Annotated in this window: 18 protein-coding genes and 1 pseudogene; 12 read left to right on the top strand and 7 right to left on the bottom strand. The window is 72.3% G+C overall.

Annotated elements, in window-relative coordinates:
* Positions 1-291: 291 nt before the first annotated feature.
* The 4 genes from OG798_RS39840 to OG798_RS39825 form a co-directional block, all read right to left on the bottom strand.
* Positions 292-1,485: a cytochrome P450 gene (locus tag OG798_RS39840; RefSeq protein ID WP_328758584.1), complete on the bottom strand. Its 1,194-nt coding sequence runs from the start codon at positions 1,483-1,485 to the stop codon at positions 292-294.
* Positions 1,486-1,516: 31 nt separating this feature from the next.
* A complete protein-coding gene (locus tag OG798_RS39835; RefSeq protein ID WP_097224420.1) occupies positions 1,517-2,890 on the bottom strand; it encodes an NAD(P)/FAD-dependent oxidoreductase in 1,374 nt (457 codons plus the stop codon).
* Positions 2,880-3,089, bottom strand: coding sequence for a ferredoxin (locus tag OG798_RS39830; RefSeq protein WP_095851918.1), 210 nt, complete (start codon positions 3,087-3,089; stop codon positions 2,880-2,882). Before OG798_RS39830 ends, OG798_RS39835 begins: the two co-directional genes overlap by 11 nt.
* A 74-nt stretch (positions 3,090-3,163) precedes the next feature.
* Positions 3,164-4,228 carry a saccharopine dehydrogenase family protein gene (locus OG798_RS39825; RefSeq protein ID WP_267063150.1) on the bottom strand — a complete coding sequence of 355 codons (1,065 nt, stop codon included), beginning with the start codon at positions 4,226-4,228 and terminating at the stop codon, positions 3,164-3,166.
* 101 nt (positions 4,229-4,329) lie between these two features.
* Between OG798_RS39825 and OG798_RS39820 the strand changes: the two genes are divergently transcribed.
* Positions 4,330-5,307 carry a helix-turn-helix domain-containing protein gene (locus OG798_RS39820; RefSeq protein WP_328758582.1) on the top strand — a complete coding sequence of 326 codons (978 nt, stop codon included), beginning with the start codon at positions 4,330-4,332 and terminating at the stop codon, positions 5,305-5,307.
* Positions 5,308-5,403: 96 nt separating this feature from the next.
* Here the strand turns inward: OG798_RS39820 and OG798_RS39815 are convergent, their stop codons facing one another.
* Positions 5,404-6,516, bottom strand: coding sequence for a M20 family metallopeptidase (locus OG798_RS39815; protein ID WP_328760132.1), 1,113 nt, complete (start codon positions 6,514-6,516; stop codon positions 5,404-5,406).
* Between the two features lie 141 nt (positions 6,517-6,657).
* On the opposite strand from OG798_RS39815, the gene OG798_RS39810 reads away from it, so the two are divergent.
* The 7 genes from OG798_RS39810 (at position 6,658) to OG798_RS39780 (ending at position 16,379) form a co-directional block, all read left to right on the top strand.
* Complete coding sequence (locus OG798_RS39810) at positions 6,658-7,563, top strand: LysR family transcriptional regulator (protein ID WP_267063149.1); 906 nt, start codon at positions 6,658-6,660, stop codon at positions 7,561-7,563.
* A 158-nt stretch (positions 7,564-7,721) separates the two neighbouring features.
* A complete protein-coding gene (locus tag OG798_RS39805) occupies positions 7,722-10,631 on the top strand; it encodes an AfsR/SARP family transcriptional regulator (protein WP_328758580.1) in 2,910 nt (969 codons plus the stop codon).
* Between the two features lie 114 nt (positions 10,632-10,745).
* The gene (locus tag OG798_RS39800) at positions 10,746-11,543 is read left to right on the top strand and encodes a helix-turn-helix domain-containing protein (protein WP_328758579.1); all 798 of its coding nucleotides are present in this window, start codon (positions 10,746-10,748) and stop codon (positions 11,541-11,543) included.
* Positions 11,522-13,435: an AfsR/SARP family transcriptional regulator gene (locus tag OG798_RS39795; protein ID WP_328758578.1), complete on the top strand. Its 1,914-nt coding sequence runs from the start codon at positions 11,522-11,524 to the stop codon at positions 13,433-13,435. Before OG798_RS39800 ends, OG798_RS39795 begins: the two co-directional genes overlap by 22 nt.
* A gap of 181 nt (positions 13,436-13,616) precedes the next feature.
* A complete protein-coding gene (locus OG798_RS39790) occupies positions 13,617-14,513 on the top strand; it encodes a helix-turn-helix domain-containing protein (RefSeq protein ID WP_328758577.1) in 897 nt (298 codons plus the stop codon).
* Positions 14,514-14,651: 138 nt separating this feature from the next.
* Complete coding sequence (locus tag OG798_RS39785) at positions 14,652-15,623, top strand: alpha/beta hydrolase (RefSeq protein ID WP_267063144.1); 972 nt, start codon at positions 14,652-14,654, stop codon at positions 15,621-15,623.
* A gap of 33 nt (positions 15,624-15,656) precedes the next feature.
* Positions 15,657-16,379, top strand: coding sequence for an alpha/beta fold hydrolase (locus tag OG798_RS39780; RefSeq protein ID WP_267063143.1), 723 nt, complete (start codon positions 15,657-15,659; stop codon positions 16,377-16,379).
* A gap of 51 nt (positions 16,380-16,430) precedes the next feature.
* Here OG798_RS39780 and OG798_RS39775 read toward each other — a convergent pair whose 3' ends face one another.
* Together OG798_RS39775 and OG798_RS39770 are read right to left on the bottom strand one after the other, a co-directional pair.
* A complete protein-coding gene (locus OG798_RS39775) occupies positions 16,431-17,924 on the bottom strand; it encodes a sensor histidine kinase (protein ID WP_267063142.1) in 1,494 nt (497 codons plus the stop codon).
* Positions 17,921-18,685 (bottom strand): response regulator transcription factor, encoded by a 765-nt coding sequence (locus OG798_RS39770; protein ID WP_257016522.1) that lies wholly within the window; start codon positions 18,683-18,685, stop codon positions 17,921-17,923. Before OG798_RS39770 ends, OG798_RS39775 begins: the two co-directional genes overlap by 4 nt.
* 91 nt (positions 18,686-18,776) lie before the next feature.
* On the opposite strand from OG798_RS39770, the gene OG798_RS39765 reads away from it, so the two are divergent.
* The 4 genes and pseudogenes from OG798_RS39765 to OG798_RS39750 all read left to right on the top strand — a co-directional run.
* Complete coding sequence (locus tag OG798_RS39765; protein ID WP_267063141.1) at positions 18,777-20,114, top strand: ferredoxin reductase family protein; 1,338 nt, start codon at positions 18,777-18,779, stop codon at positions 20,112-20,114.
* Positions 20,115-20,124: 10 nt separating this feature from the next.
* Positions 20,125-20,604: an FMN-binding protein gene (locus tag OG798_RS39760; RefSeq protein ID WP_328758576.1), complete on the top strand. Its 480-nt coding sequence runs from the start codon at positions 20,125-20,127 to the stop codon at positions 20,602-20,604.
* Positions 20,605-20,608: 4 nt separating this feature from the next.
* The gene (locus OG798_RS39755) at positions 20,609-21,331 is read left to right on the top strand and encodes an FAD:protein FMN transferase (protein WP_328758575.1); all 723 of its coding nucleotides are present in this window, start codon (positions 20,609-20,611) and stop codon (positions 21,329-21,331) included.
* A 124-nt stretch (positions 21,332-21,455) separates the two neighbouring features.
* A pseudogene (locus tag OG798_RS39750) lies at positions 21,456-21,698 on the top strand (AbfB domain-containing protein); the annotation flags it as partial.
* Positions 21,699-21,970 lie beyond the last annotated feature (272 nt).

Below are 21,970 nucleotides of genomic sequence, written 5' to 3'. Positions count from 1 at the left end.
GCCCTCCTCGACACCCCGTCTCCCGTGGGGCGTGACGATGCGACGGCATCGCCTGCCTCACGGTCCCCGAGCACCGACGCGAACACCTCGCCCTCGCCTGCGTCGCCGCCCTGTGCACGGACATCGCGGCCCGCGGCCACACCGCGAGCTGGTCCTGCTCCCGCGACAACCGCCCCGGCCGCCTGCTCGCCTGGACCGCCGGGTTCCGGCTGGAGCGCGAGTACGTGCACTACGTGACCGGAAGCCCCGCACGGCACGACCACCTCACCGCATAGCCGCCGCCTCGCCGGTTCATAGTTGGAGGGGCAGGTGGCGGGGGCCGCGGAGCATGGCGTTCTGGCGGTAGGGGGGCGGGTCCTGGACCAGGCGGGCCGTGCCGAGGTGGGGAAGCAGCGCGCCGAGCGCGGTCTCGGCTTCGATGCGGGCGAGTGGTGCGCCGTAGCAGAGATGGATCCCGCTGCCGAAGCCGAAGTGCTCGTTGTCCGGGCGGGTGGGGTCGAACAGGTCGGGCTCGTGGAACCGCTTGGGGTCGCGACTGCCCGAGGCCAGCGCCAGGATGACGGACGTGCCCTTGGGGATCGTGGTGCCGGCGACATCGATGTCGGCGAGAGGGATCCTCTCGCGCATGTGGACCGGGGGTTCGTAGCGCAGCAGTTCCTCCACCGCGCGCGGCAGCTGGTCGGGTTCGCGGCGCAGCCGGTCCAGTTCGTCGGGCCGGCGCAGCAGGGTGAGGACGCCGTTGGTGATCAGGTTGACCGTGGTCTCGTGTCCGGCGATGAACAACAGGATGGTGGTTTCCGCGAGTTCCTCGACGGTGAGCCGCAGGGCGGGGTCCGGTTCGTTGATGAGGTCGGAGAGCATGTCGCCGGTGGGACTGCCGCGGCGCTGTTCGGCGAGGTTGACCAAGTACCCGCCCATCTCCTGGCGGGCCTGCAGGCCCGCCTTGTCCCGTTCGGTGGTGTCCTCTTCGGGCCCGATGTCGGCGGACGCGACGATCACGTCGGTCCATCCCTGGAACAGTGCCTCGTCCTCACGCGGGACGCCCATCAGTCGGCAGATGACGGTGATGGGCAGGGGGTAGGCGAAGTCGTCGACGACGTCGAACTGCTCACGGTCCCGGAGCGCCTCGATCAGTTCCCCGGTGATCCGGGCGATCTCGCCGCGCATGGCGTCGACCCGGCCGGGGGTGTGCGGCGGCCCGAACGGCCGCATGGTCAGGGTGCGCAGTCTGTGGTGCTCGGGGTCGTCGATCCGCAGGAACGGCGGCCGCCTCGTCTCCTCGGACGACGCGTCGGTGCGGCGCGGTTCGGCGCTCATCCGCGGATCGTGGAGCAGAGCGGCGATTTCGTGGTAGGTGCCGATCAGACAGCTGCCGTCGGCCTGCCGCACCACGGGACCGGCCTCGCGGAGTTCCGCATACAGCGGATAGGGGTTGGGGCGGTTCGCGTAGTCGGAGATCCGTGCCAGCAAGGTCTCGGAGGCCATGGTGGCTCCTCGTGGTCGGGCGGGACGTGGGTCACCGCGTGGGCTGCACCACCGTCAGTCGTCGATCGGGCAGGTAACCGGTGAGCGCCACGGTGGGGCCGTGCGACAGCCCGCTCGGGTCCGGCACGTCGGACGGAATCGTGACGTCGGCCGCGAACGGACGGTCCGCCGCGCCGGGCGGGGGCGGGAACGGAGCGGCCGTCTCGATCAGGTGCTTGTAGTAGTCGAGCGACTTGGCCATGTCGACGGTGACCGCGGCGGTGACCCGTCCCTGGTAGCCGTAGACCACCGCAAGGCGGCGCGCCTCCAAAGAGCCCTGGGCGACGACCACGTGATCGGAGTAGGTGGGCACGCCCACCGACTTGATGTTGAGCCCGAACTGGGTCGACCAGAACGTCGGGACGGCGAGGTGCGGACGCCGCAGAGGCCCCGGGCTGACCATGTTGTGAGCCGCCACCTCGGCCTGTTCGACCGCGTTGCCCCAGTGCTCCAGGGAGAGCATCTGGTACCCGAACAGCGGGTGCGGGAACCGGGAGACGTCACCGGCCGCGAAGACGTCGTCGGTCACTATCCCGTACATGTTGAAGGCCCGGCACCCGGCGTCGCAGGCGATCCCGCGCGGACCCGCCGCCAACCCGGACTCCGCCAACCACTCGACGTTGCGGACCGCCCCCAACGCGACCACGCACACATCCGCCTCGACACGACTGCCGTCGGACAGGTCCGCACCGGTGAACCGGCCGTTCCCGTCCCCGCGCAGAGCGGTGACCGTCACCCCGGTGCGCAAGTCCACGCCGTGATTGCGGTGCATGGCTGCCGCGAGTTTCGCCAGGGTGCCGCCGAGCGCGCCCACCAGAGGTGCGGGGCCGCGTTCTGCGACCGTGACCTCGATACCCCGCTCCCGACAGGCGGAGGCGATCTCCGAACCGGTGAAGCCGGCACCGATCACCAGCACCCGCTCCGGCCCGGCGGCCAGCCGCTCGGCCAGCTTCCCGGCCTCGTCACTGGTGCGCAGGGTGAACACGCCGTCCAGGGATCCCTCGTCCCGGTTGGGCCAGGGGCGCGCCCGGGTACCGGTGGCGATCAGCAGCCGGTCGTACGGCAGCGACTCGCCGTCGGCCAGCATCACCCGTTTCTCCATGGGGTCCACGCCGGTGGCGGCCACTCCCAGTCGCCAGTCGGCGTCCGGGTCCCGGCGCATCGGCAGTGCCGTGGTGTCGGCCGGCGCCTTGCCGAGCAGCACCTGCTTGGACAGCGGTGGCCGGTCGTACGGCGCACTGGGCTCGTCCCCGACCACGGTCAGTGAGCCGGTGAAACCCTCCTCGCGCAGCGTCTCCGCGGCCCTCAACCCGGCCAGCGACGCGCCGACGATCACGATGCGGCCGTCGCTCAGATCACCGGGCACCGGCGCTCACCCCTTCACCGAGGAGGATGGCCTGGACGGGGCACGCCGCCGCGGCCTGGCGCACGCGCTCGACCTGGTCGTCCGGGACGGCCGGGGCGTACAGCAAACCCTCCTCGCCGTGCAGCTCGAACACGTCCGGTGCGAGGAACACGCACTGCGCATAGCCCTGGCAGCGCGTGAGGTCCACAACGGTCTGCATCCTCACCACCTCCTCCGTGGCCTCACCCCCTCATCCAGCATGGGGGGAGATCCGGAAGCCCGCACGGCCACCGCTCACCGCCGTCGCGCACCGCTGCGGCTTGTGCCCTGCCCGAGCAGTTCGAGCGAGATGTGCGGGGACAGGGCGCGCAGGAAGTCGGGCGCGTCGAAGATCTCACCGGCGGAGGCGACACCGACCGTGCGGGTCCGGCCGGTGAGGATGCGGTGGACCGCCTCCACCGCGAGCGGCGCGCTGACGGCGTAGATGTCCCGGCCGCGTGCCACAGCGCGCCGTTCGGTGCCACCGGAGCGTACGACGGCGTCGACGACGAAGGTCTGGTCGGACCGCCCGTCCTCGTCGGCCGCGGTCGGCGCCGGTGTGTCCGCGGCGGAGAGGTCTCTGGCCGCTTCGGTCGTCATGTGGGTGCGTACCTCGGGGATGGAGAGGTGGCTGGGGATGGTGACCACGTCGGCCATCGTGAACTCCGCGACGACCTCCCTGGTGCCCGTCGGGTCGGGGAAGGACCACTTCAGGAGCATCGGCTTGTCGTCGTGGTACTCCAATCGCCCGTCCGTGTGGCGGACGCGCCGGCCGCCTCGCCGCTCCTGGGAGACCGTGCCCGCGGTGCGTGTCCCGGGGGTGGGGTGCCAACTGTTCAGTCCGTACGCGATGTTCGCTTCGTCGGCCGCCGTCCAGTCCCCCATCGCGGCGGTGGCCAGCAGGTCGCCGAGGCCGCCGTAGAAGGCCATCGCGGGGACGATCACCGCTCCCGCCGCGCGGGCGCGGCCCGCGAAGTCCGTGAACGTGTCGAGGTTGGCCTCGATCTCGGCCGCCACATCGACGTACGGGATCCCGGCGCGCAGTGCCGCCTCGATCACGGGAGCCGCGGTCACGGCGAAGGGCCCGGCGCAGTTGATCACGGCGTCCGCGCCGTCCAGGGCGCGGTCGAGCGAGGCGGGGTCGTCGACCGACGCCGGCCGGACCTCGAGGCCGGGGGCGGATGCCGCCAGCGCCCGCAGCTTGCCGGCGTCGCGCCCGGAGAGCACCGGCACGAACCCGCGTTCCCGCAGGTGTGCCACCACGAAGCGTCCGGTGTGTCCGTACGCGCCGAACACCGTCACCGTCTGTCGCGATCCCATGGGTTCTCCCCCGTGTTCGAATGATCCGCTGAGAACATCCTGGCGAGGACGGGCGCCCCACCGTGAGTGTCCGGAACGACGTCCCCCGTACAATTCCGGACATGGTTACCGTCGCGCTGGCCGTCACCGAGGGGATGCTGCACTTCGAACTGTCCATGGCCTACGAGGTGTTCGGTGCCGCTCCGGTCGACGTGGCCGTCCCCTGGTACGACGTCGAGGTGTGCGGGTCGGACGCCGTACGGCTCGGCCGGTTCCGGTTGGAGCCCGACCAGGGGCTCGACCGGCTCCGGCATGCCGACACGGTGATCGTCCCCGGCTGGGCGGACGCCGACGAGGACCCGCCCGCCGATCTCGTCGGCGCGGTGCGTGCGGCCCACGAGGCAGGGGCGCGCGTGGCCTCCCTGTGCACGGGCGCGTTCGTGCTGGCCGCCGCCGGTCTGCTGGACGGGAGGCGCGCGACCACCCATTGGGCGCACACCGGGGCCCTGGCCGCCCGCTACCCGCGGGTGGAGGTCGATCCGGACGTGCTCTACGTGGACAACGGCAGCGTGCTCACCTCCGCCGGCAAGGCCGCCGCGATGGACCTGTGCCTGCACCTCGTCCGTCTCGACCACGGCTCGTCCGTCGCCAACGCCGTCGCCCGTCGTCTGGTCGTGCCGCCGCACCGAGCCGGCGGCCAGGCCCAGTTCGTCGCCGCTCCGGTGCCCACCCGGGACGACCACCCGCTCGCCGCGCTGCTCCCCTGGGTGATCGAACGCCTCGACCGTCCACTCACCGTGGAGGACCTGGCACGCCATGCCCGGATGAGTTCGCGGAATCTGGGCCGCCACTTCAGGGCGGTGACCGGCACCACTCCGCTGCAATGGCTGCTGACACAACGGATCCGCCGAGCCCAGGAGTTGCTGGAGTCCACCGACGAGGTCGTCGACGCCATCGCGACAGCCACCGGCATGGGCACCGCGACAACGCTGCGGCGACACTTCAACCGGACGGTCGGCGTGCCTCCGGACACCTACCGCCGGACTTTCCGCTCACGGCCCCGCGCCGACGCGAACGACGACCGGCAACCCCGACGCTGACGGTGTCCCAGCCGGACCGCGAACACGGCCGCGCGCAGACTCCGTGTCGACGGCGAGGTCGGGCACCCGGGCACGGGCGCCGCTCCGCCGCGCGCTTCACGTAGGTATGGCGAGGGTCCGGGCGACGAGTTGGGCCAGCAGGCGGGTACGGGGGATCATCCGGGCGACCTGCACATGCTCGGTGTCCGCGTGGGCACCGCTGCCGACGGCGCCCAGACCGTCCAGCGTCGGGCAGCCCGCGGCCGCCGTGAAGTTGCCGTCCGAGGCACCGCCGACGGCGACCCCCCGCAGTGGTTCCTGGCCCAGCTCCGACGCGATGCGGGAGGCCAGGGCGAACAGTTCGGCGGAGGACTCCGGTTCCATCGGCGGCCGCTTCCTGCCGCCCCGTACCGTCAGCCGGGCGCCGGGTGTCCGGGCGGTGAGCGCCCGCATGAGCTCGTCCGTCCGGTCCTGAGCCGCCAGGGTCGGCACACGCACGTCCACCGATACGCTCGCCAGCGCGGGCACGGTGTTGAGCGTGCTGCCTGCCGACATCAGGGTGGGCGTGATGGTCGTCGCCCCCAGAACCGGACAGGTCGTACCGACGGCACCGGCCGGGGCCACGAGACCGGCGATGGCCAGCACTTGGTGAGCGGCCTCGACCGCGGCGTTGATCCCCCTGTGCGGTTCCAACCCCGCGTGGGCGGCCTTGCCGTGCACCACGACCTCATACCGTGAGGTGCCCTTTCGGGCGGTCTTGAGCGCGCCCGCCTCGTTCGCGGACGCCTCCAGAACGAAGGTGGCCGCGCAACCGCGCGCAGCCTCCTCGATCAGCTCCCGGGAGGTCGGGGAGCCGATCTCCTCGTCCCCGTTGACCAGCACGCACACGCCCTCCGGGGACGGCAGGGAGGCCAGCGCGTGGAACATCTGCACCAGCCCCGCCTTCATGTCCAGGACCCCGGGGCCCCGGGCGATCCCGTCGGCCACCGACCAGGGGTGCGTCTCCAACGAGCCCACGGGCCACACCGTGTCGTGGTGTCCCAGCAGCAGCACGCGCGGTGTGCCGAAGGCCCACCGCAGGTGGGTCACACCGTCGACCACGATCGTCTCCGCCGCCGCGCCCAGCAGTCTCGCTCCGAGAGCGCCGACCACCTCGGCGCTGCGGGCCAGTGCCGCGTGGTCGGCGGAGAAGGACTCGCAGACCACCAGTTCCTCGAGATCGGCCAGCATCGCAGGCAACGCGGTCACGCTTCCTCCTCGGATCGGCGACGTCATCTGACGTTACGAAGGGGCTGGACATTCCACCAGCGACTGGATTGCATGGAAGCCATGCGCTGAAGGAATGTGTTCAGGGGACGCGCTGGAGGCGATGTGTTCGAGATCGACGCGCTGCGTCTGCTGGTGACCGTGGCCGACACCGGGTCGTTCACCGGCGCCGCGGTCCGGCTCAACTACACGCAGTCCGCGGTGTCCCGGCGGATCGCCGCCCTGGAACAGCAGGCAGGTGGGCCGCTGTTCGACCGGCTCCCCCGTGGAGTACGGCTGAATCCCGCGGGTCGGGCGCTGCGACGCCACGCCGTGGACGTACTGAACCGTCTGTCGCGGGCGGAGCAGGAGCTGACCGTGATCCACGCGGGCCACGGCGGGATGCTCCGTGTGGGAGCTTTCGCGACCGCGAACATCTCGTTGGTGCCCGCCGCCCTGCGGGAGTTCGGGCGGGCCAGGCCGGACGTCTCGGTCGTCGCGGTCGAAGGCCGCAGCGCCACGCTGATGGAGCGCCTCGCGGAGGGGGAGCTCGACCTCGCCGTGGTCAGCGACTATCCGTCCGGTCTGCCGTCGGCCGACGGCATCACGACGGCCGCGCTGCTGGAGGACGAGTTGTTCGTCGCCCTCCACCGCGAGCATCCCCTGGCCGGGGCCGGCTCGATCGACCTGCGCGATCTGCGCGACGAGGCATGGCTCCAGGACGCGTACGGCGACCGTCCCACGATGCTCGCCGACGCCTGTGCCCGGGCCGGCTTCAGCCCCAGGAAGATCATCAGAATCGCGGAGTGGACCGGCAAGTTCGGCTACGCGGCCGCAGGGCTGGGAGTGGCGCTCGTCCCTTCGCTGGCCGCCTGGGCGGTCCCGGCCGAACTCGCCCTGTGCCGCCTCGACGACCCCGCTCTGCGACGGACGATCCACCTGGCGCTGCCCGCCGCCCCGCTCCCGGCGGCACTGAAACTACGGGATTTGCTGCGCGAGCATGCTGAGGACCGTCTCGGGACGCTCCCGTAGTCCACACCGCTCCGGGCGGCCCTCGCCCCACTCCGCCAGCCGTGCCGCCGCCCGGGCCGGCCTGTGACGCGCGGTAACACACTCTGTGACGTAGGGTCAATCCCTGGGGTGGAATCCCCTGGGTGGAATCCCTGGGGGTTCTTTGAGGAGGGGGCGAATTGGAGCTGGAGCCGGTGCGGTTCTCGGTTCTGGGGCCGGTCCGTGCCTGGCGGGCGGGAACGGAACTGGACCTGGGGCGTCCTCAGGAGAGGGCGCTGCTGGCGCTGCTGCTGGCGCGGGCCGATCAACCGGTCGGCATGGGCGAGATCGTGGGCGCGCTGTGGGGGCACGGCCCGCCGCACAGCGCCGTCAACGTGGTGCACCGTCTCGTCGGTGCGCTGCGCCGGCTGCTGGAGCCCGGACTGCCCGCACGGGCGACGGGCCACTGGCTGGTACGGGACGCGGGCGGCTACCGGCTGCTCACCGACAGCGGCTCCCTGGACCTCCTGCGCTTCCGTGAACTGCGGGACCAGGCCCGGCAGGCCGCCGCGGAGGGGGTGCCCGCACGCAGCGCGGAGCTGTTCGCCGAGGCGCTGTCCCTGTGGCAGGGGCCGGTCGCGACCGGGATCGGCGCGGAGGTACGGGCGCACGCGGCGTTCGGCCTGCTCGGCCGCGAGTACGTCACCGCCGTGCAGGAGGCGGCCGACGCGGCGCTGCTCGCCGGTCTCCCCGGCACGGTCCTGCCCGCATTGCAAAGGGCCGCCGCCGAGCATCCATTGGACGAACCGCTGCTGTCACGGCTGATTCTCGCGCTGGCCGCCGACGCTCGTCGTGCCGAGGCGCTGAGCACCTACCGGGAGGCCTGTGCCCGGCTCGCCGGTGAGCTGGGCATCGACGCGGGTCCGGAGCTGCGCGAAGCCCACCGGACGGTGCTGCTGAACGACCCCGCCACGGCGGCTACGGACGTATCCCGGACGGTCGTGGCCGAGACGGGCGCGGTCGCCTCCGAGGCCGGTGAAACGGGCCGGGACTCCGCCGATCCACGGACGCCTCCGGTGCCGACTCCCGCCCAACTCCCCCACGACCTGCCGACGTTCACCGGGCGGGAACCCGAACTGGACGAGGCACTCGGGCCGCTCACCGGTGAGAGGGCGCCCGCGGAGACGGTGGTGATCGGCGCCATCGGCGGCATGGCCGGAATCGGGAAGACCACACTGGCCGTGCACTGGGCCCATCAGGTCGCCGACCAATTCCCCGACGGGCAGCTCTACGTCAATCTGCGGGGGTTCGACCCGTCAGGCGCCGTCATGAACCCGGCCGAGGCCGTGCGCGGGTTCCTGGACACACTGGGCGTGCCGCCCGAGCGCGTCCCGCACGGCGTGGACGCCCAAGCCGCGCTCTACCGCAGCCTGTTGGCCGGGCGTCGCTTCCTCGTCCTGCTGGACAACGCCCGCGACACCGACCAGGTGAAACCGCTGCTCCCCGGCACCCCCGGGTGTCTCACCCTCGTCACCAGCCGCAACCAGCTGTCCGGGCTGGTGGCCGCGCACGGAGCCCGCTCACTGACCCTGCGTCCCTTCGACGCCGGCCAGGCCCGCGCCTTCCTCGCCCGGCGGCTGGGCGCCGCGCGCATCGACGCCGAGCCCTGGGCCGTGGCCGAGATCACCGCTCTGTGCGCCGGGCTGCCGCTCGCCCTGGCCTGCGTCGCCGCCCGCGCGGCCACCCACCCCGACTTCACCCTGTCGGCGATCGCCGCCGAACTGCGCGAGGCGCACGGCAGTCTGGAGGCCTTCGCCCGCCCCGACACCTCGGCGGACGTCGGCGCGGTCTTCTCCTGGTCCCTGGCCGCCGTCTCCGCCCCGGCCGCCCGGCTCTTCCGGCTGCTCGCCCTGCATCCCGGCCCCGACCTCTCCGTACCGGCCGCGGCCGCCCTCGCCGGACGTCCGGTGCGCGCAACCCGGCGGCTGCTGGGCGAACTGACCGGCGTCCACCTCCTCAACGAACACGCTCCCGGCCGGTACGCCTTCCACGACCTGCTGCGCGCCCACGCCACCGAACTCGTCCACACCCAGGACTGCGAGGAGGAGCGTGGCGCGGCCGTCCGGCGGCTGTTCGAGCACTGTCTGCACACCGCCCGCGCGGCCGGTCTGCTGCTCGCCCCGCACGACGACCCGATGCCGCTGGAGCCGCCCGCTCCCGAGAGCGTCCCCGAGCCGCTCGCCGACGACACCGCCGCACTGGCCTGGCTCGCGGCCGAATACGCGGGGCTGCTCGCCGTCGTCGACGCGGCCGTGGGCTCCGGTCACGACCGGCTCGCCTGTCTGCTCGCCTGGTCCCTCGAGCCCTTCTTCGACCGGCGCGGAGCCTGGCACGACTGGGCGGTCGTCGAACAGACCGCGCTCGACGCCGCCGAGCGGCTCGGGGACCCGGCGATGAAGGCCCGCGGACTGCGGGCGTTGGCCCGCGCGGAGGGCAGGCTGGGCCTGCACGACCGCTCGCGCCCGCGTCTCGAACGCGCTCTGGAGCTCTTCACCGGGCTGGGAGACGCGGTCGGACGGGCCGACACCCACCGAAGTCTGGGCTGGGAGAGCGAGCAGCGGGGCGACCTGTCCGGTGCCCTGCGCCACAACCAGCTGGCCCTGGAGCTGTTCCGGAGCGCCGGCCTGCGAGCCGCACAGGCCAGCGTCCTCAACTCCGTGGGCTGGTACCACGCCCTGCTCGGCGAGCACCGGCAGGCGCTGAGTCACTGTTTCGAGGCCCTGACCATGCTTCAGGACCTGGGGGACCGCTACGGCCAGGCGGGCACCTGGGACAGCATCGCCTACGCCTACCAGCACCTGGGCCGCCATCCGCACGCCCTGCTCGGCTACCGCAACGCGCTCTCCCTCTACCGGGAGCTCGGGGTGCCGTATCCGGAGGCCGACACCCTCACCCGCCTCGGCGACACCCACCTCGCGATGGGCAACCACGCGAGCGCCCGCGCATCCTGGCGGGCGGCCCTCGTCCTGCTCACCGGACTCGGCCACCCCGACGCCGAACAGGTCCGCGCCCGACTGCGTGAACGCGCCGAGCGACTCGGCTCCGCCTGAACGCGCGCGAACGCCCGGACCGCGCGGACGCCCGCGATCCACAAGGGCGAGCATGGACGTCGAGTATTTCCTCAGTCAGGGCCCTGGGCCCGACATCTCACCTAGGGAGTCCTCATGATCGACTCGGTGATGCCGCGCGACACCGCACCGGTCCGTCGTCTCTTCCGGCTGCCGGACACGACCGACGACGCGTTCCTGCACCTGGGCCTGCACGTCCAGGGCTCGGTCTCGGTGACACGGGGCGGCACCCAGGTGTTCCTGGCCCCCGGCGACCTGGTGTTCCACGATCCGGCCCGGCGTGACCACCTGCGTTTCAGCGGCCCTTGCCGGCTGACGGTCTTCCGGGTGCCCCGCGGTCACCTGGGGGTGCCGCCCTCGGACCTGCACCGGGTCATGGGCCGGCGCCTGCGGGGCGACGAGGGCGTCGGCGCGCTGGTGTCCCACTTCCTCTCGTCGCTCGCCGCCGAGACTGACTTCCGCGGGTCGAGGACGGGCCACCGGCTCGCCCGCTCCGCCGTCGACCTCGTCGCCGTGCTCGTCATGCAACTCCTCGGCGAGGAAACCCCCGACACGTCGGACGTCGGTGCCGAGACGGTGTCCCGGATCCAGGCCTTCATCGAAGAGCGTCTGACGGATCCGGATCTGTCACCGGAGTCGATCGCGCTCGCCCACCACATCTCCGTCCGCTACCTGCACAAGCTCTTCCAGCAGGAGGGCACCACGGTGGGCCAGTGGATACGGCGGCGCAGGCTGGAAGCGTGCCGGCGCGAGCTGGGCCGGAGCGGGAACCGCAGGCCGAGCGTGGCCGCCGTGGCGCAGCGCTGGGGGTTCACCAGCCCCTCGCACTTCAGCCGCACCTTCCGGGACGCCTACGGCATGTCCCCCAGCGCATGGCAGAGTTCGACGAGGTGATGCGGATCGAGGTGATGCGGTTCGAGGTGCTGGGCCCGTTGCGGGTCCGGCGGGCCGAGCGGGAACTCGATCTGGGGTTCCCGCAGCAACGCGCCCTCCTGGGGCTGCTCATGGTGCGGGCGGGGCGGCCGGTGCAGGTGAGCGAGATCGTGGAGGTGCTCTGGGCGAGCCGTCCGCCGGCCAGCGCCCCGAACGTGGTGCGCCGCTACGTCGGTGCGCTGCGGCGGCTGCTCGAACCGGGGCTGCCGCCCCGGGCGCCCGGCCGCCGTCTGTCGCGCCGCACCGGTGCCTACCTCCTGGACGCGGAGCCGGACGAGATCGATCTGCTGAGGTTCCGCGAGCTCACCCTGCGGGGCAGGCGGGCGGTCGCCACCGGTCGGCCCGAGGTGGCGGTACGGCAGTTCGTCGGGGCCCTCGGCGAGTGGCGCGGGCCGGTGGCGATGGGGCTCCCCGCGTCGGCTCGCGCGCACGCCCTGTTCCGCGCCGTGGAGCACGAACTCGTGCTCACCACACGGATGGCGGCCGACGCGGCCCTGCTGTGCGGCACGGCGGGCCTCGTGCTGCCGAGCCTGCGCCGGGCCGTCGAACTGGAGCCCCTGGACGAGTCCCTGCACGCCCGGCTCGTGATGGTGCTGGCGGCCTGCGGACTGCAGGCCGAGGCGCTGACGGCGTACGAGGAGGTACGGCGCCGACTGGCCGCGGAGTTGCGGGTCGCCCCGGGCACCGAGCTGAGCGAGGCCCACACCCGGGTCCTCCGTCAGGAGGTGCGCGCGTCCGCGCCCCCGGCGCACCGACCGGTCAGGACAGCGCTGTCCGAACCGGTGAAACCCCTTGCCCGGCCCGCCCAGTTGCCGCCCGGCCTGACGGTCTTCGCCGGTCGGAGTGAGGAACTCGGGAAGCTGACCGCCCTCGCCGGGACGGCGGCGTCCTCCGGTTCGCCCGGGACGATCCTGGTCAGCGGAATGGCGGGCGTCGGGAAGACCGCGTCGGTCGTGCACTGGGCCCATGAGGTCGCACATCGGTTCCCGGACGGTCAGCTCTACGTCGAGCTGCGCGGCCACGACACGGCCGCCAGGCCCGCGCCTGAACCCGTGGAGGCGCTGCGCGGGTTGGTGGCGGCACTCGGAGCACCGCCCCGGCACCTCCCGGACGACGTGGCCGCGCTCACGAACCTCTACCGCGAGCTGCTGACGGACCGCCGGGTCCTCGTCGTGCTCGACGACGCCGCCCGCACCGAGCACGTACGTCCGCTGCTGCCCACCGCCCCGGGCTGTCTGGCCGTGGTCACCAGCCGTGACCGGCTGCCCGGTCTGATCGCCTCCGGGGCCCGGCCGCTGCGTCTGGAACTCCCCTCCGCCGCCGACGCCCGCGCCACACTGGCCCTGCGCGTCGGCCACCGCCGGTCGGCCGCCGAGCCCGAGGCGACCGAGGAGATCATCGACCGCTGCGGCCGGCTGCCGCTGGCCCTGGCCATCGTGGCCGCGCGCGCCGTCAGCCGCCCCGACTTCCCGCTGGCCGCCCTCGCCGCCGAACTCCGCGCCGCGCACGGGAGCCTCGACGCCTTCACGGGCGTGGGCGGGACGGCCGACGCCCGCGCCGCGTTCGCCGCGTCCCACCGGTCGCTGCCGCCCGGCGACGCCCGGCTGTTTTGCCTCGTGGCGCTGCACCCCGGCCCCGGCATCGCGGCGGACACCGTCGCCGGCCTCGCCGGTCTGTCGCCCCGGGAGGCCCGGCCGATCCTCGGCCGTCTCGCCGACGCCCATCTCGTGTGCGAAGACGCGCCGGGCCGCTACACCGTGCACACCCTGCTGCGCGCGTTCGCCGCCGAGCTCGCGGAGGCCGACGAGGCCGACGCGACGGAGCCCCTGTCACTCCCGCGTCACTCTTTTTGAACTCGCCCCGACCTACTCTCCGAGCGGAGTGGACGACCGTCCCACGAGGCGTCGCCGCTCCTCTCGACAGTTCGGCAGGGCTCGGAGGCAACGGCGGATGACGTCCAGTTTCAGCACCACTCGGACCGACCGCGGTGAGACGGACGAGACGGGTGAGACGGATGAGGCCGGTAGGTGCCGCATGCCCATGGGCCTCGACATCGTCGTCTCGGGCACGGCGCCCGCGGAGCTGCCCGGGGCGGGCCGGCCCTACCCGGCCCGGCGGGCACACCGGTTGGTCGCCCGGGACAGCGGCGAGTACCTCTTCGTAGGCATACGGGGCGCGGCAGACGTACGAGGTGCGGCAGGCGTGCGAGGCGGGAACGGCGCGCACGGTCCGGGGCAGCCCGAGGACGTCTTCCTCGGGCCGGGAGACATCTGCTTCTACGACGCGCACGGTCCGGCGACGCTCGACTTCCCCGAGCGTTTCCGCATGAAGGTGTTCCTCGTGCCGTACGAGTCGCTCGGGCTCGACGCGGCCGATGTGGCCCGGCTCGCGGGGACACCGGTACCCCGTGTGTCCCGGCTGGGCAGCCTGCTGTCACCGTTCCTGTCGGAACTCGCCGACACGGCCTCCTCGTCCCTGCCGCCGGTCGGCGAGCTGCTCGCCTGGAACGCCGTGAACGTGCTGGCCACCCTCGCCACCGAGCGGCTGAACCGGGACGCCACCGCGACGCCCGACGCCCGGACGCCACTGAGGGCCCGGATCCTGGAGTTCATCGACCTGCACCTGACCGACGAGAACCTCTCCCCCGAGACGATCGCCGGGGCCCATCACATCTCCGCGCGCTATCTGCACCGGCTCTTCCAGGACGAGGGCACCACGGTCGGCCGGTGGATCCAGCGGCGCCGGCTCGAGGAGTGCCGCCGGGACCTGATGATCCGGGCCCGGGGCGGTCGGACCATCGCGGCGGTGGCCAACCGCTGGGGGTTCATGAGCGCCACCCACTTCAGCCGGGTCTTCCGGGCCGCGTACGGCATGTCGCCCAGCGAATGGCGGGACACCGTCGGCCGCGCCACGCCCACCGGCCGCCGCTGAGACGGTCGACGCGTTGGGCGCTGTGAGTTCAACGGCCGTGCGCTGACGGACCATTCAGGCCCGCACCGCGCCTCTAGCGTGGCTGCGAGGCCGGAGCATCGCCCGGCGTACCCAGGAACGACGCTTCAGGAGATCCCCATGTCCGACGCCGTAGAGCCGGTCAAGCCTGTACTGGAACCGGCAGCCGCCGCCTTCGCGGAAGCCACCGCCAATCCGCCGTACCTGTTCGACCTCGCGCCTGCGGAGGGTCGCAAGGCCGTCGACGAGGTGCAGTCCGGCGAGATCGAGATGCCGGACATCGACGAGGAGTGGGTCACCGTCCCGGGCGGTCCGACGGGCAGCGTCCGGGCCCGGATCGTCAAGCCCGCCGGCGTCACCGGCATCCTCCCGGTGATCCTCTACATCCACGGCGCGGGCTGGGTGTTCGGCAACGCCCACACCCACGACCGCCTGGTCCGCGAACTGGCCGTCGGCGCCGAGGCCGCGGTGGTCTTCCCCGAGTACGACCTCTCGCCCGAGGCCCGCTACCCCGTCGCCATCGAGCAGAACTACACGGTCGCCCGGTGGGTCGTGCAGCAGGGCGCGTCCAAGGGCCTGGACGGCAGCCGCCTCGCGGTGGCCGGCGACTCCGTCGGCGGCAACATGACCGCCGCGCTGACCCTGATGGCCAAGGAGCGCGGCGATGTCCCGCTGCTCCAGCAGGTCCTGTTCTACCCGGTCACCGACGCGAACTTCGACACCGGCTCCTACCACCAGTTCGCCACCGGCTACTTCCTGCGCCGCGACGGCATGCAGTGGTTCTGGGACCAGTACACGACCGACGAGGCCGATCGCGCCCAGATCACCGCCTCCCCGCTGCGCGCCACCACCGAGCAGCTCACCGGCCTGCCCCCGGCCCTGGTCATCACCGGCGAGGCCGACGTCCTGCGCGACGAGGGCGAGGCCTACGCGGGCAAGCTGCGCGAGGCCGGCGTGCCCGTCACCGCCGTCCGCTTCCAGGGCATCATCCACGACTTCGTGATGCTCAACACCCTGCGCGGCACCCACGCCGCCGAGGCCGCGCTGACGATGGCCACCCGCACGCTGCACACCGCGCTGCACGCGGGCTGACCGGGTCCACAAGACCGACAAGGAGAAACAGTCATGTCCGGGAACACCACCCCCACCGCCCTGCTCGTGCACGGTGCCTTCGCCGACGCCGCCAGCTGGTCCGGCGTCATCGCGGAACTGCAGAACCACGGCATTCCCGTCGTCGCGCCGCCGAACCCGCTGCGCTCCCTCGCCTCCGACGCCGCGTACATCGCCTCGGTGGCCGCGCAGATCGACGGCCCCGTCGTGCTGGTCGGCCACTCCTACGGCGGCGCGGTCATCACCGTCGCGGGCACCGCGCAGAACGTGGTCGGCCTGGTCTTCGTGGCGGCGTACGTCCTCGAGGAGGGCGAGAGCCTGGGCGAGTTGCAGGGGCGCTTCCCCGACTCGCCGCTGGGCAGCAGCCTGAAGCAGGCCACGTATCCGGTCGAGGGCGGTGACCCGGCCGTCGAGGTCACCATCGTCCCCGAGGCGTTCCCGGCCGTCTTCGCCGCGGACGTCCCCGCCGATGTCACCAAGGTGCTGGCGGTCGCCCAGCGTCCGCTCGCCGCCGGGGCGTTCACGGAGACGGCCACCGCCGCCGCGTGGAAGACCAAGCCGTCCTGGGCCCTGGTCGCCGCCGCGGACCAGGCGATCAACCCCGAGGTCGAGCGCTTCGGCGCGAAGCGTGCGGGAGCGACGATCGTGGAGGTCGAGGGCGCCTCGCACGCCGTCGCGGTGTCCCGGCCGAAGCTGGTCGCCGACCTGATCCGCGACGCGGTCCGCGCGACCGGCTGAGCGACCGGCTGCGCGAGCCGACGGCGGCCGTGTGGAGGTACTCCCCCGTGGTCACGGGAGCGCGGGCGGGAGGGGGAGCCGGATCGTGAACGTCGTCGAGCCGGGGCGGCTGGTCACCTCGATGGTGCCGCCGTGGGCCCGCACCAGTGAGCGGGCGACCGCGAGGCCCAGCCCGCTGCCGCCGCGGTCGCGGCTACGGGCCTTGTCGACACGGTAGAACCGGTCGAAGACCCGTTCCTGGTCGGCGGCCGGGATCCCGGGCCCGGAGTCGGAGACCCGCACGACCGCCGTGCCGGACGAGCCGACGCGCACCGCCTGCCCCGCCCCCGTGGCCGACACCTCCAGGCGCACCTTCGTCCCCGCCGGGGTGTGCATGGCGGCGTTGGTGAGCAGGTTGTCGAGGACCTGCCGGATACGCAGGGGGTCCAGGCGCAGGCGCACCGGGTCGGGGCCGGCCGTCACGGACAGCACGTGCTCCCCTCGCCCGGCGCGGAAGGCGTCCGCGGCCTCCCGCGCCAGTTCCGTCAGGTCCGCGTCCTCCAGCCGCAGCGGGGTCTCCGCCTCGGCGGCGTCCAGGCGGGCGAGGAGGAGCAGGTCGTCGAGGAGTACGCCCATCCTGGCGGCCTCGGCACGCAGCCGGGCCAGGTGCTTCTCGCGTTCCTCGGGCTCGTTGGCGGCCGCGTACTGGAAGAGGTCCGCGTAGCCGCGTACCGACATCAGGGGCGTACGCAGCTCGTGCGAGGCGTCCGCGACGAACCGGCGCAGTCGCTGCTCGGCCTCGGTGCGGACGGCGAGCGCGTCGTCGATGTGCTCCAGCATGGTGTTGAACGCGGTGCGCAGTTCCTCGACCTCGGGTCCACCGCGCCCGCCCCCGGCCCGCACCTCCAGCCCCGCCGAGCCGGTGAGGTTGTGCGAGGTGATGCCGCGGGCGGTGTGGGCCATGTCGCTGAAGGGCTTCAGCCCGCGCCGCAGGACCGTCCGGCCGATCACGACGAGCCCGAGCAGGGCGAGCGCGAAGGTGACGACCTGGACCGTGATCAGCTGCCGCACGGTGGCCTGCATGTCCTGCATGGGCGCCGCGGTGACGAGGACGACGCCGGGTTCGACCTCGCAGGCACGCAGTTTGTACGTGCCCTCCCCCGCGATGTGCGCGGTGCGCAGCAGGTGCGCGTCACCTCCGTCCGGCAACGCCTGGGCGACGGCGGTGAGTTCGGCGGTGTCGGCGGGGACGTCGGCGGGCTTGCGCAGGACCGCCGTGCGGCCCTGGACGTCGTACACGGCGGTGAACCAGCCGTAGTAGGGCCGCCGCTGGACGATGCCGTGCGCCTGGGCGTCCTTGGACTGGGTGACCTGGACGAGCTTCATCTGCTCGCCGAGCTGACGTTCGAGGTACTCCTTCATGTACGTCGTCAGGGCCGTGCCGACGACGGCGAACACGACGAGGGACAGCACGCCGATGCCGAGGGCCAGCCGGGTGCCCAGGCGTGTGCGGCGGTAGGCGCCCCGCAGACGGCGCAGCGCACCGCCGGTCCCGGGGCTGCTCACTCGGCAACCTGCCGCACCACGTACCCGACGCCGCGCACGGTGTGGATGAGCGACTCGCCGCTGTCGGACTCGCCGTTGCCGTCGAGCTTGCGGCGCAGCCGGCTGACGACGAGTTCCACCACGTTGGAGCGGCCGCCGAAGCCGTACTCCCACACGTGGTCGAGGATCTGCGCTTTGGTGAGGACGGTGGGCGACTTGCGCATGAGGTAGCGCAGGACCTCGTACTCGGTCGGGGTGAGGGTGAGCAGCCGGTCGGCGCGCCGCACCTCACGGGTGTCCTCGTCCATCGTCAGGTCGGCGACCTGGAGCACGGAGCGCTGGAAGCCGGGGCCCGCGGCGCGCCGCAGGACGGTCCGCAGCCGCGCCATGAGCTCCTCCACGGCGAACGGCTTGACGAGGTAGTCGTCGCCGCCTCGGGTGAGGCCCGCGACCCGGTCCGCGACGCCGTCGCGGGCGGTGAGGAAGACGACGGGCACCATCGTCCCGGACTGCCGCAGCCGGTCGAGGACGGCGAACCCGTCGAGGCCGGGCAGCATCAGGTCGAGCACCACGATGTCGGGGTGGAACTCGGCGGCCCGGCGCAGCGCGTCCTCTCCGGAGTACGCGGTCATCGCCTCCCAGCCCTCGTAGCGGGCGACCGTCGCGACGAGGTCGGCGATGGGAGGGTCGTCGTCCACGACCAGGAGGCGCACTTTTTCCACCTGCTCATAGTGCGTGACGTGGCCGCCGACGCCATAGCCGCCGGCGTCCCTGATCCACATCGATAAACACTTGAAAGTTGAGCGACAGGAAAACGACAGCTCTTACCGGGCAGGCTCGGTGTCCCCACACCCGAACGAGGAGCTGCTCTCCGTGACCACTGTCGAACGTGTCCAGCCGCCCCCGACGGCGATACGCCCGAAGGTGGTGGCCCGCACCGGGCTGTACGCCCTGCTGGCCGCGAACGCGACCGTCGTGACCGTGTTCTTCCTCCAGGCCGGGCCCGGCTCGGACACCCTGATCATGCTCGGCCGGCTGGCGGGGCTGTACGGGGCGCTCCTGATGGCCTTCCAGCTGTTGCTGGTCGCCCGTCTGCCGTGGCTCGACCACCGGATCGGCATGGACCGGCTGACCTCCTGGCACCGCTGGGTCGGCTTCGGCCTGCTGTGGACGCTGCTGTCGCACGCGCTGTTCATCACCCTCGGCTACGCCGGTGCGGCGTCGGCGTCCTTCTGGGACGAGCTGGTGGAGCTGGCCACGACGACCGAGGGCGTGCTGCGCGCGATCGTCGCGCTGGCCCTGATCCTCGTGATCGGCGGGGTGTCGGCGCGCTTCGCGCGACGCCGACTGGCCTATGAGACCTGGCACTTCATCCACCTCTACACGTATGTCGCGGTGGTGCTGGCCTTCACGCACCAGGTCGCGGTGGGCACCACCTTCACCACCTCGTCCGCGGCCACCGCCTACTGGTGGGGCCTGTGGGGCGTGGCGCTCGGTTCGGTGTTCCTGGGCCGGGTGATCCTTCCGGTGTGGCGGAACCTGCGCCACCAGCTGCGGGTCTCGGCCGTCGTCCCCGAGTCCGACAACGTCGTCTCGATCTACGTCACCGGGCGCGACCTCGACCTGCTGCCCGCACGGGCGGGGCAGTTCTTCCTGTGGCGGTTCTTGACCAAGGACCGCTGGTGGCAGGCCAACCCGTTCTCCCTGTCGGCCGCCCCGGACGGCAATCGGCTGCGGCTGACCGCAAAGACGGCCGGCGAGGGAACCGCGGCCCTGCGGCACCTGAAGGTGGGCACGCGGGTCTTCGCCGAGGGCCCCTACGGCGCCTTCACCACCCTGCACCGCACCCGCTCGGAGACCCTGCTCGTCGCGGGCGGCGTGGGCATCACCCCGATCCGGGCCCTGCTGGAGGACCTGCACGACCATGTCGTGCTCATCTACCGGGTGGCCACGGACCGGGACGCGGTGCTCCTCGACGAGCTGCGGGAGCTCGCGTACGCCAAGGGCGCCGAGCTGCACGTGGTGACCGGACCGGCCACGCCGGACAAGCTGGCGCCGCGCGAGCTCGCGCGGCTCGTGCCCGACGTCGCGGAACGGGACGTCTTCGTGTGCGGGCCGCCCGCCATGACGAGCGCGGTGCTGCGCACCCTGCGCGACCTGGGCGTGCCCAAGCCGCAGATCCACTTCGAGCGTTTCAGCCTGGCGGGATGAGAGAGACACCGTGAAACGAGCACTGCCTGTAGTGGCCCTCTCCATCGCCGGTCTGATCCCGCTGTGGCGCTACGCACCGTCGACCGGTACGACGACGACCACCGAGGTCGCCGCGCCCGCCTCGACCCCGTCTTCATCGTCTTCATCTTCATCGTCTTCGTCTTCTTCACCCTCTTCCTCGTCGTCTTCGTCGTCGTCGCCTTCCTCGTCCGCGTCGTCCTCGGCCGCGGCCTCCCAGGTCGTCCAGGGCTCCACCGTCAACACCTCCAAGGGCGCCGTGCAGGTGGAGGTGACCTTGGAGGGCGACAAGATCAGTTCGGTGCGGATGCTCCAGCAGCCGAACCACCCGCAGACCACGGCGGCCGTGCCGAAGCTGATCCAGGAGACGCTCCAGGCCCAGAGCGCCGACATCGACTCGGTGTCCGGCGCCACCATCACCAGCGACGGATACGTGACGTCGCTGCAGGCCGCCCTCGACGCGAAGGGATAGCGGGATGCGGCGCGTCGAACAGGTCATGGGGTTCCCGGTCTCACTGCGGATCGACGACGAGAGCGCGTCCGAGAAGACCGCGGACCCCGTGTTCGCGTGGCTGCGCGAGGTCGACGCCCGCTTCAGCCCGTTCCGTGCGGACAGCGAGGTGTCCCGGCTCGACCGGGGTGAGCTCACCCCCCACGAGCTCAGCCCGGACCTGACCGAGGTCCTCGGCCTGTGCGAGGAGTACCGGATCGCGACCGGCGGCGCGTTCGACGTGCGGCTGCCCGGCCGCGGTCTGGATCCCTGCGCGATGGTGAAGGGCTGGTCGGTGCAGCGGGCCGCGAATCTCCTCAGCGGTCGGGGGACCTCCCGGTTCTGTCTGAACGCCGGTGGTGACGTGGTGGCCGCGGGCGGTCCCTGGCGGGTGGGCGTACGCCATCCCGAGCGGGCCGACCGGCTGTGCACGGTGCTGGAGATCACCGACGGCGCGGTCGCGACCTCCGCGCGCTACGAACGCGGGGACCACATCCTCGACGGGCGCACCGGCCGGCCGGCCACCGGGCTGCTCAGCGTCACCGTCGTGGCGCCGTCACTGACCGAGGCGGACGCGACGGCGACAGCGGCGTTCGCGATGGGCGCGGAGGGCGTCGAGTGGGCCGCGTCGCGCGAGGGGTGCGAGGTGTTCGCGGTCGACGCCGAGCGCAGGGTCCTGCGCACGGCGGGGCTTCCTGTGGCCGGATGACCACCGTTCCTAAGGACTGAGCGGGAGTGGGTCCTGTTGCCAGAACCCAGGCTCAGCCGCGTGCCCACTCGCTCCCGCTCACCAGAACGTACTCGAGCGCACTCCAGCGGCAGCAGCTCTCGACCCCGGCCACTACCTCCGCCAGAAGAACAACGAGGTCTGGGTGGAGAAGGACGACGGCACCGCCGCCTTCAGGGACGACGCCAGCTTCTACCGGCGGGCGGGCCTCGCCGACACGGCCTCCGGTGTCTCGTTCGAGTCGTACAGCGGCGCCGGCCGCTACCTCCGGCACTACGACTACCTGCTCTACACCCCGCCCTCCGACACGACGCTCGCCAGGGCGGACGCGACGTTCTACGCCGAGTGACCCGCTTCGGCACCTTTGGATCCAGCACAGCCCGGCCGCTCCCGCGGCCGGGCTGTGCTGTTGAAATGAGCCAACTTACCGGCGAGTACGAATCGTGGCCATTCACCCTCAAGTGCCGAAATCCCACCCTTCCACCCCACGTGAATTTTGATTATGAAGAGGGGAACTAATAAAAGTTTCAATTTACAGCGGGGGAAACAGTTCGTTTCCGCAAGATCGAAGTGGACCCCGTGTTCGACACTGCGTCAGCAGGCATTGCCGCAGGCCGAATC

Source organism: Streptomyces sp. NBC_00271, from assembly GCF_036178845.1.
In the GTDB taxonomy this organism is placed as follows: Bacteria; Actinomycetota; Actinomycetes; order Streptomycetales; family Streptomycetaceae; genus Streptomyces.
This window is presented reverse-complemented; position numbering and strand designations above follow the sequence as displayed.

Coding starts and splice junctions, on each gene's coding strand:
- OG798_RS39755 (WP_328758575.1), top strand. CDS start 20,609: ATGCGGCGCGTCGAACAGGTCATGGGGTTCCCGGTCTCACTGCGGATC.
- OG798_RS39790 (WP_328758577.1), top strand. CDS start 13,617: ATGCCCATGGGCCTCGACATCGTCGTCTCGGGCACGGCGCCCGCGGAG.
- OG798_RS39785 (WP_267063144.1), top strand. CDS start 14,652: ATGTCCGACGCCGTAGAGCCGGTCAAGCCTGTACTGGAACCGGCAGCC.
- OG798_RS39825 (WP_267063150.1), bottom strand. CDS start 4,228: ATGGGATCGCGACAGACGGTGACGGTGTTCGGCGCGTACGGACACACC.
- OG798_RS39770 (WP_257016522.1), bottom strand. CDS start 18,685: ATGTGGATCAGGGACGCCGGCGGCTATGGCGTCGGCGGCCACGTCACG.
- OG798_RS39795 (WP_328758578.1), top strand. CDS start 11,522: ATGGCAGAGTTCGACGAGGTGATGCGGATCGAGGTGATGCGGTTCGAG.
- OG798_RS39800 (WP_328758579.1), top strand. CDS start 10,746: ATGATCGACTCGGTGATGCCGCGCGACACCGCACCGGTCCGTCGTCTC.
- OG798_RS39830 (WP_095851918.1), bottom strand. CDS start 3,089: ATGCAGACCGTTGTGGACCTCACGCGCTGCCAGGGCTATGCGCAGTGC.
- OG798_RS39820 (WP_328758582.1), top strand. CDS start 4,330: ATGGTTACCGTCGCGCTGGCCGTCACCGAGGGGATGCTGCACTTCGAA.
- OG798_RS39815 (WP_328760132.1), bottom strand. CDS start 6,516: ATGCTGGCCGATCTCGAGGAACTGGTGGTCTGCGAGTCCTTCTCCGCC.
- OG798_RS39780 (WP_267063143.1), top strand. CDS start 15,657: ATGTCCGGGAACACCACCCCCACCGCCCTGCTCGTGCACGGTGCCTTC.
- OG798_RS39840 (WP_328758584.1), bottom strand. CDS start 1,485: ATGGCCTCCGAGACCTTGCTGGCACGGATCTCCGACTACGCGAACCGC.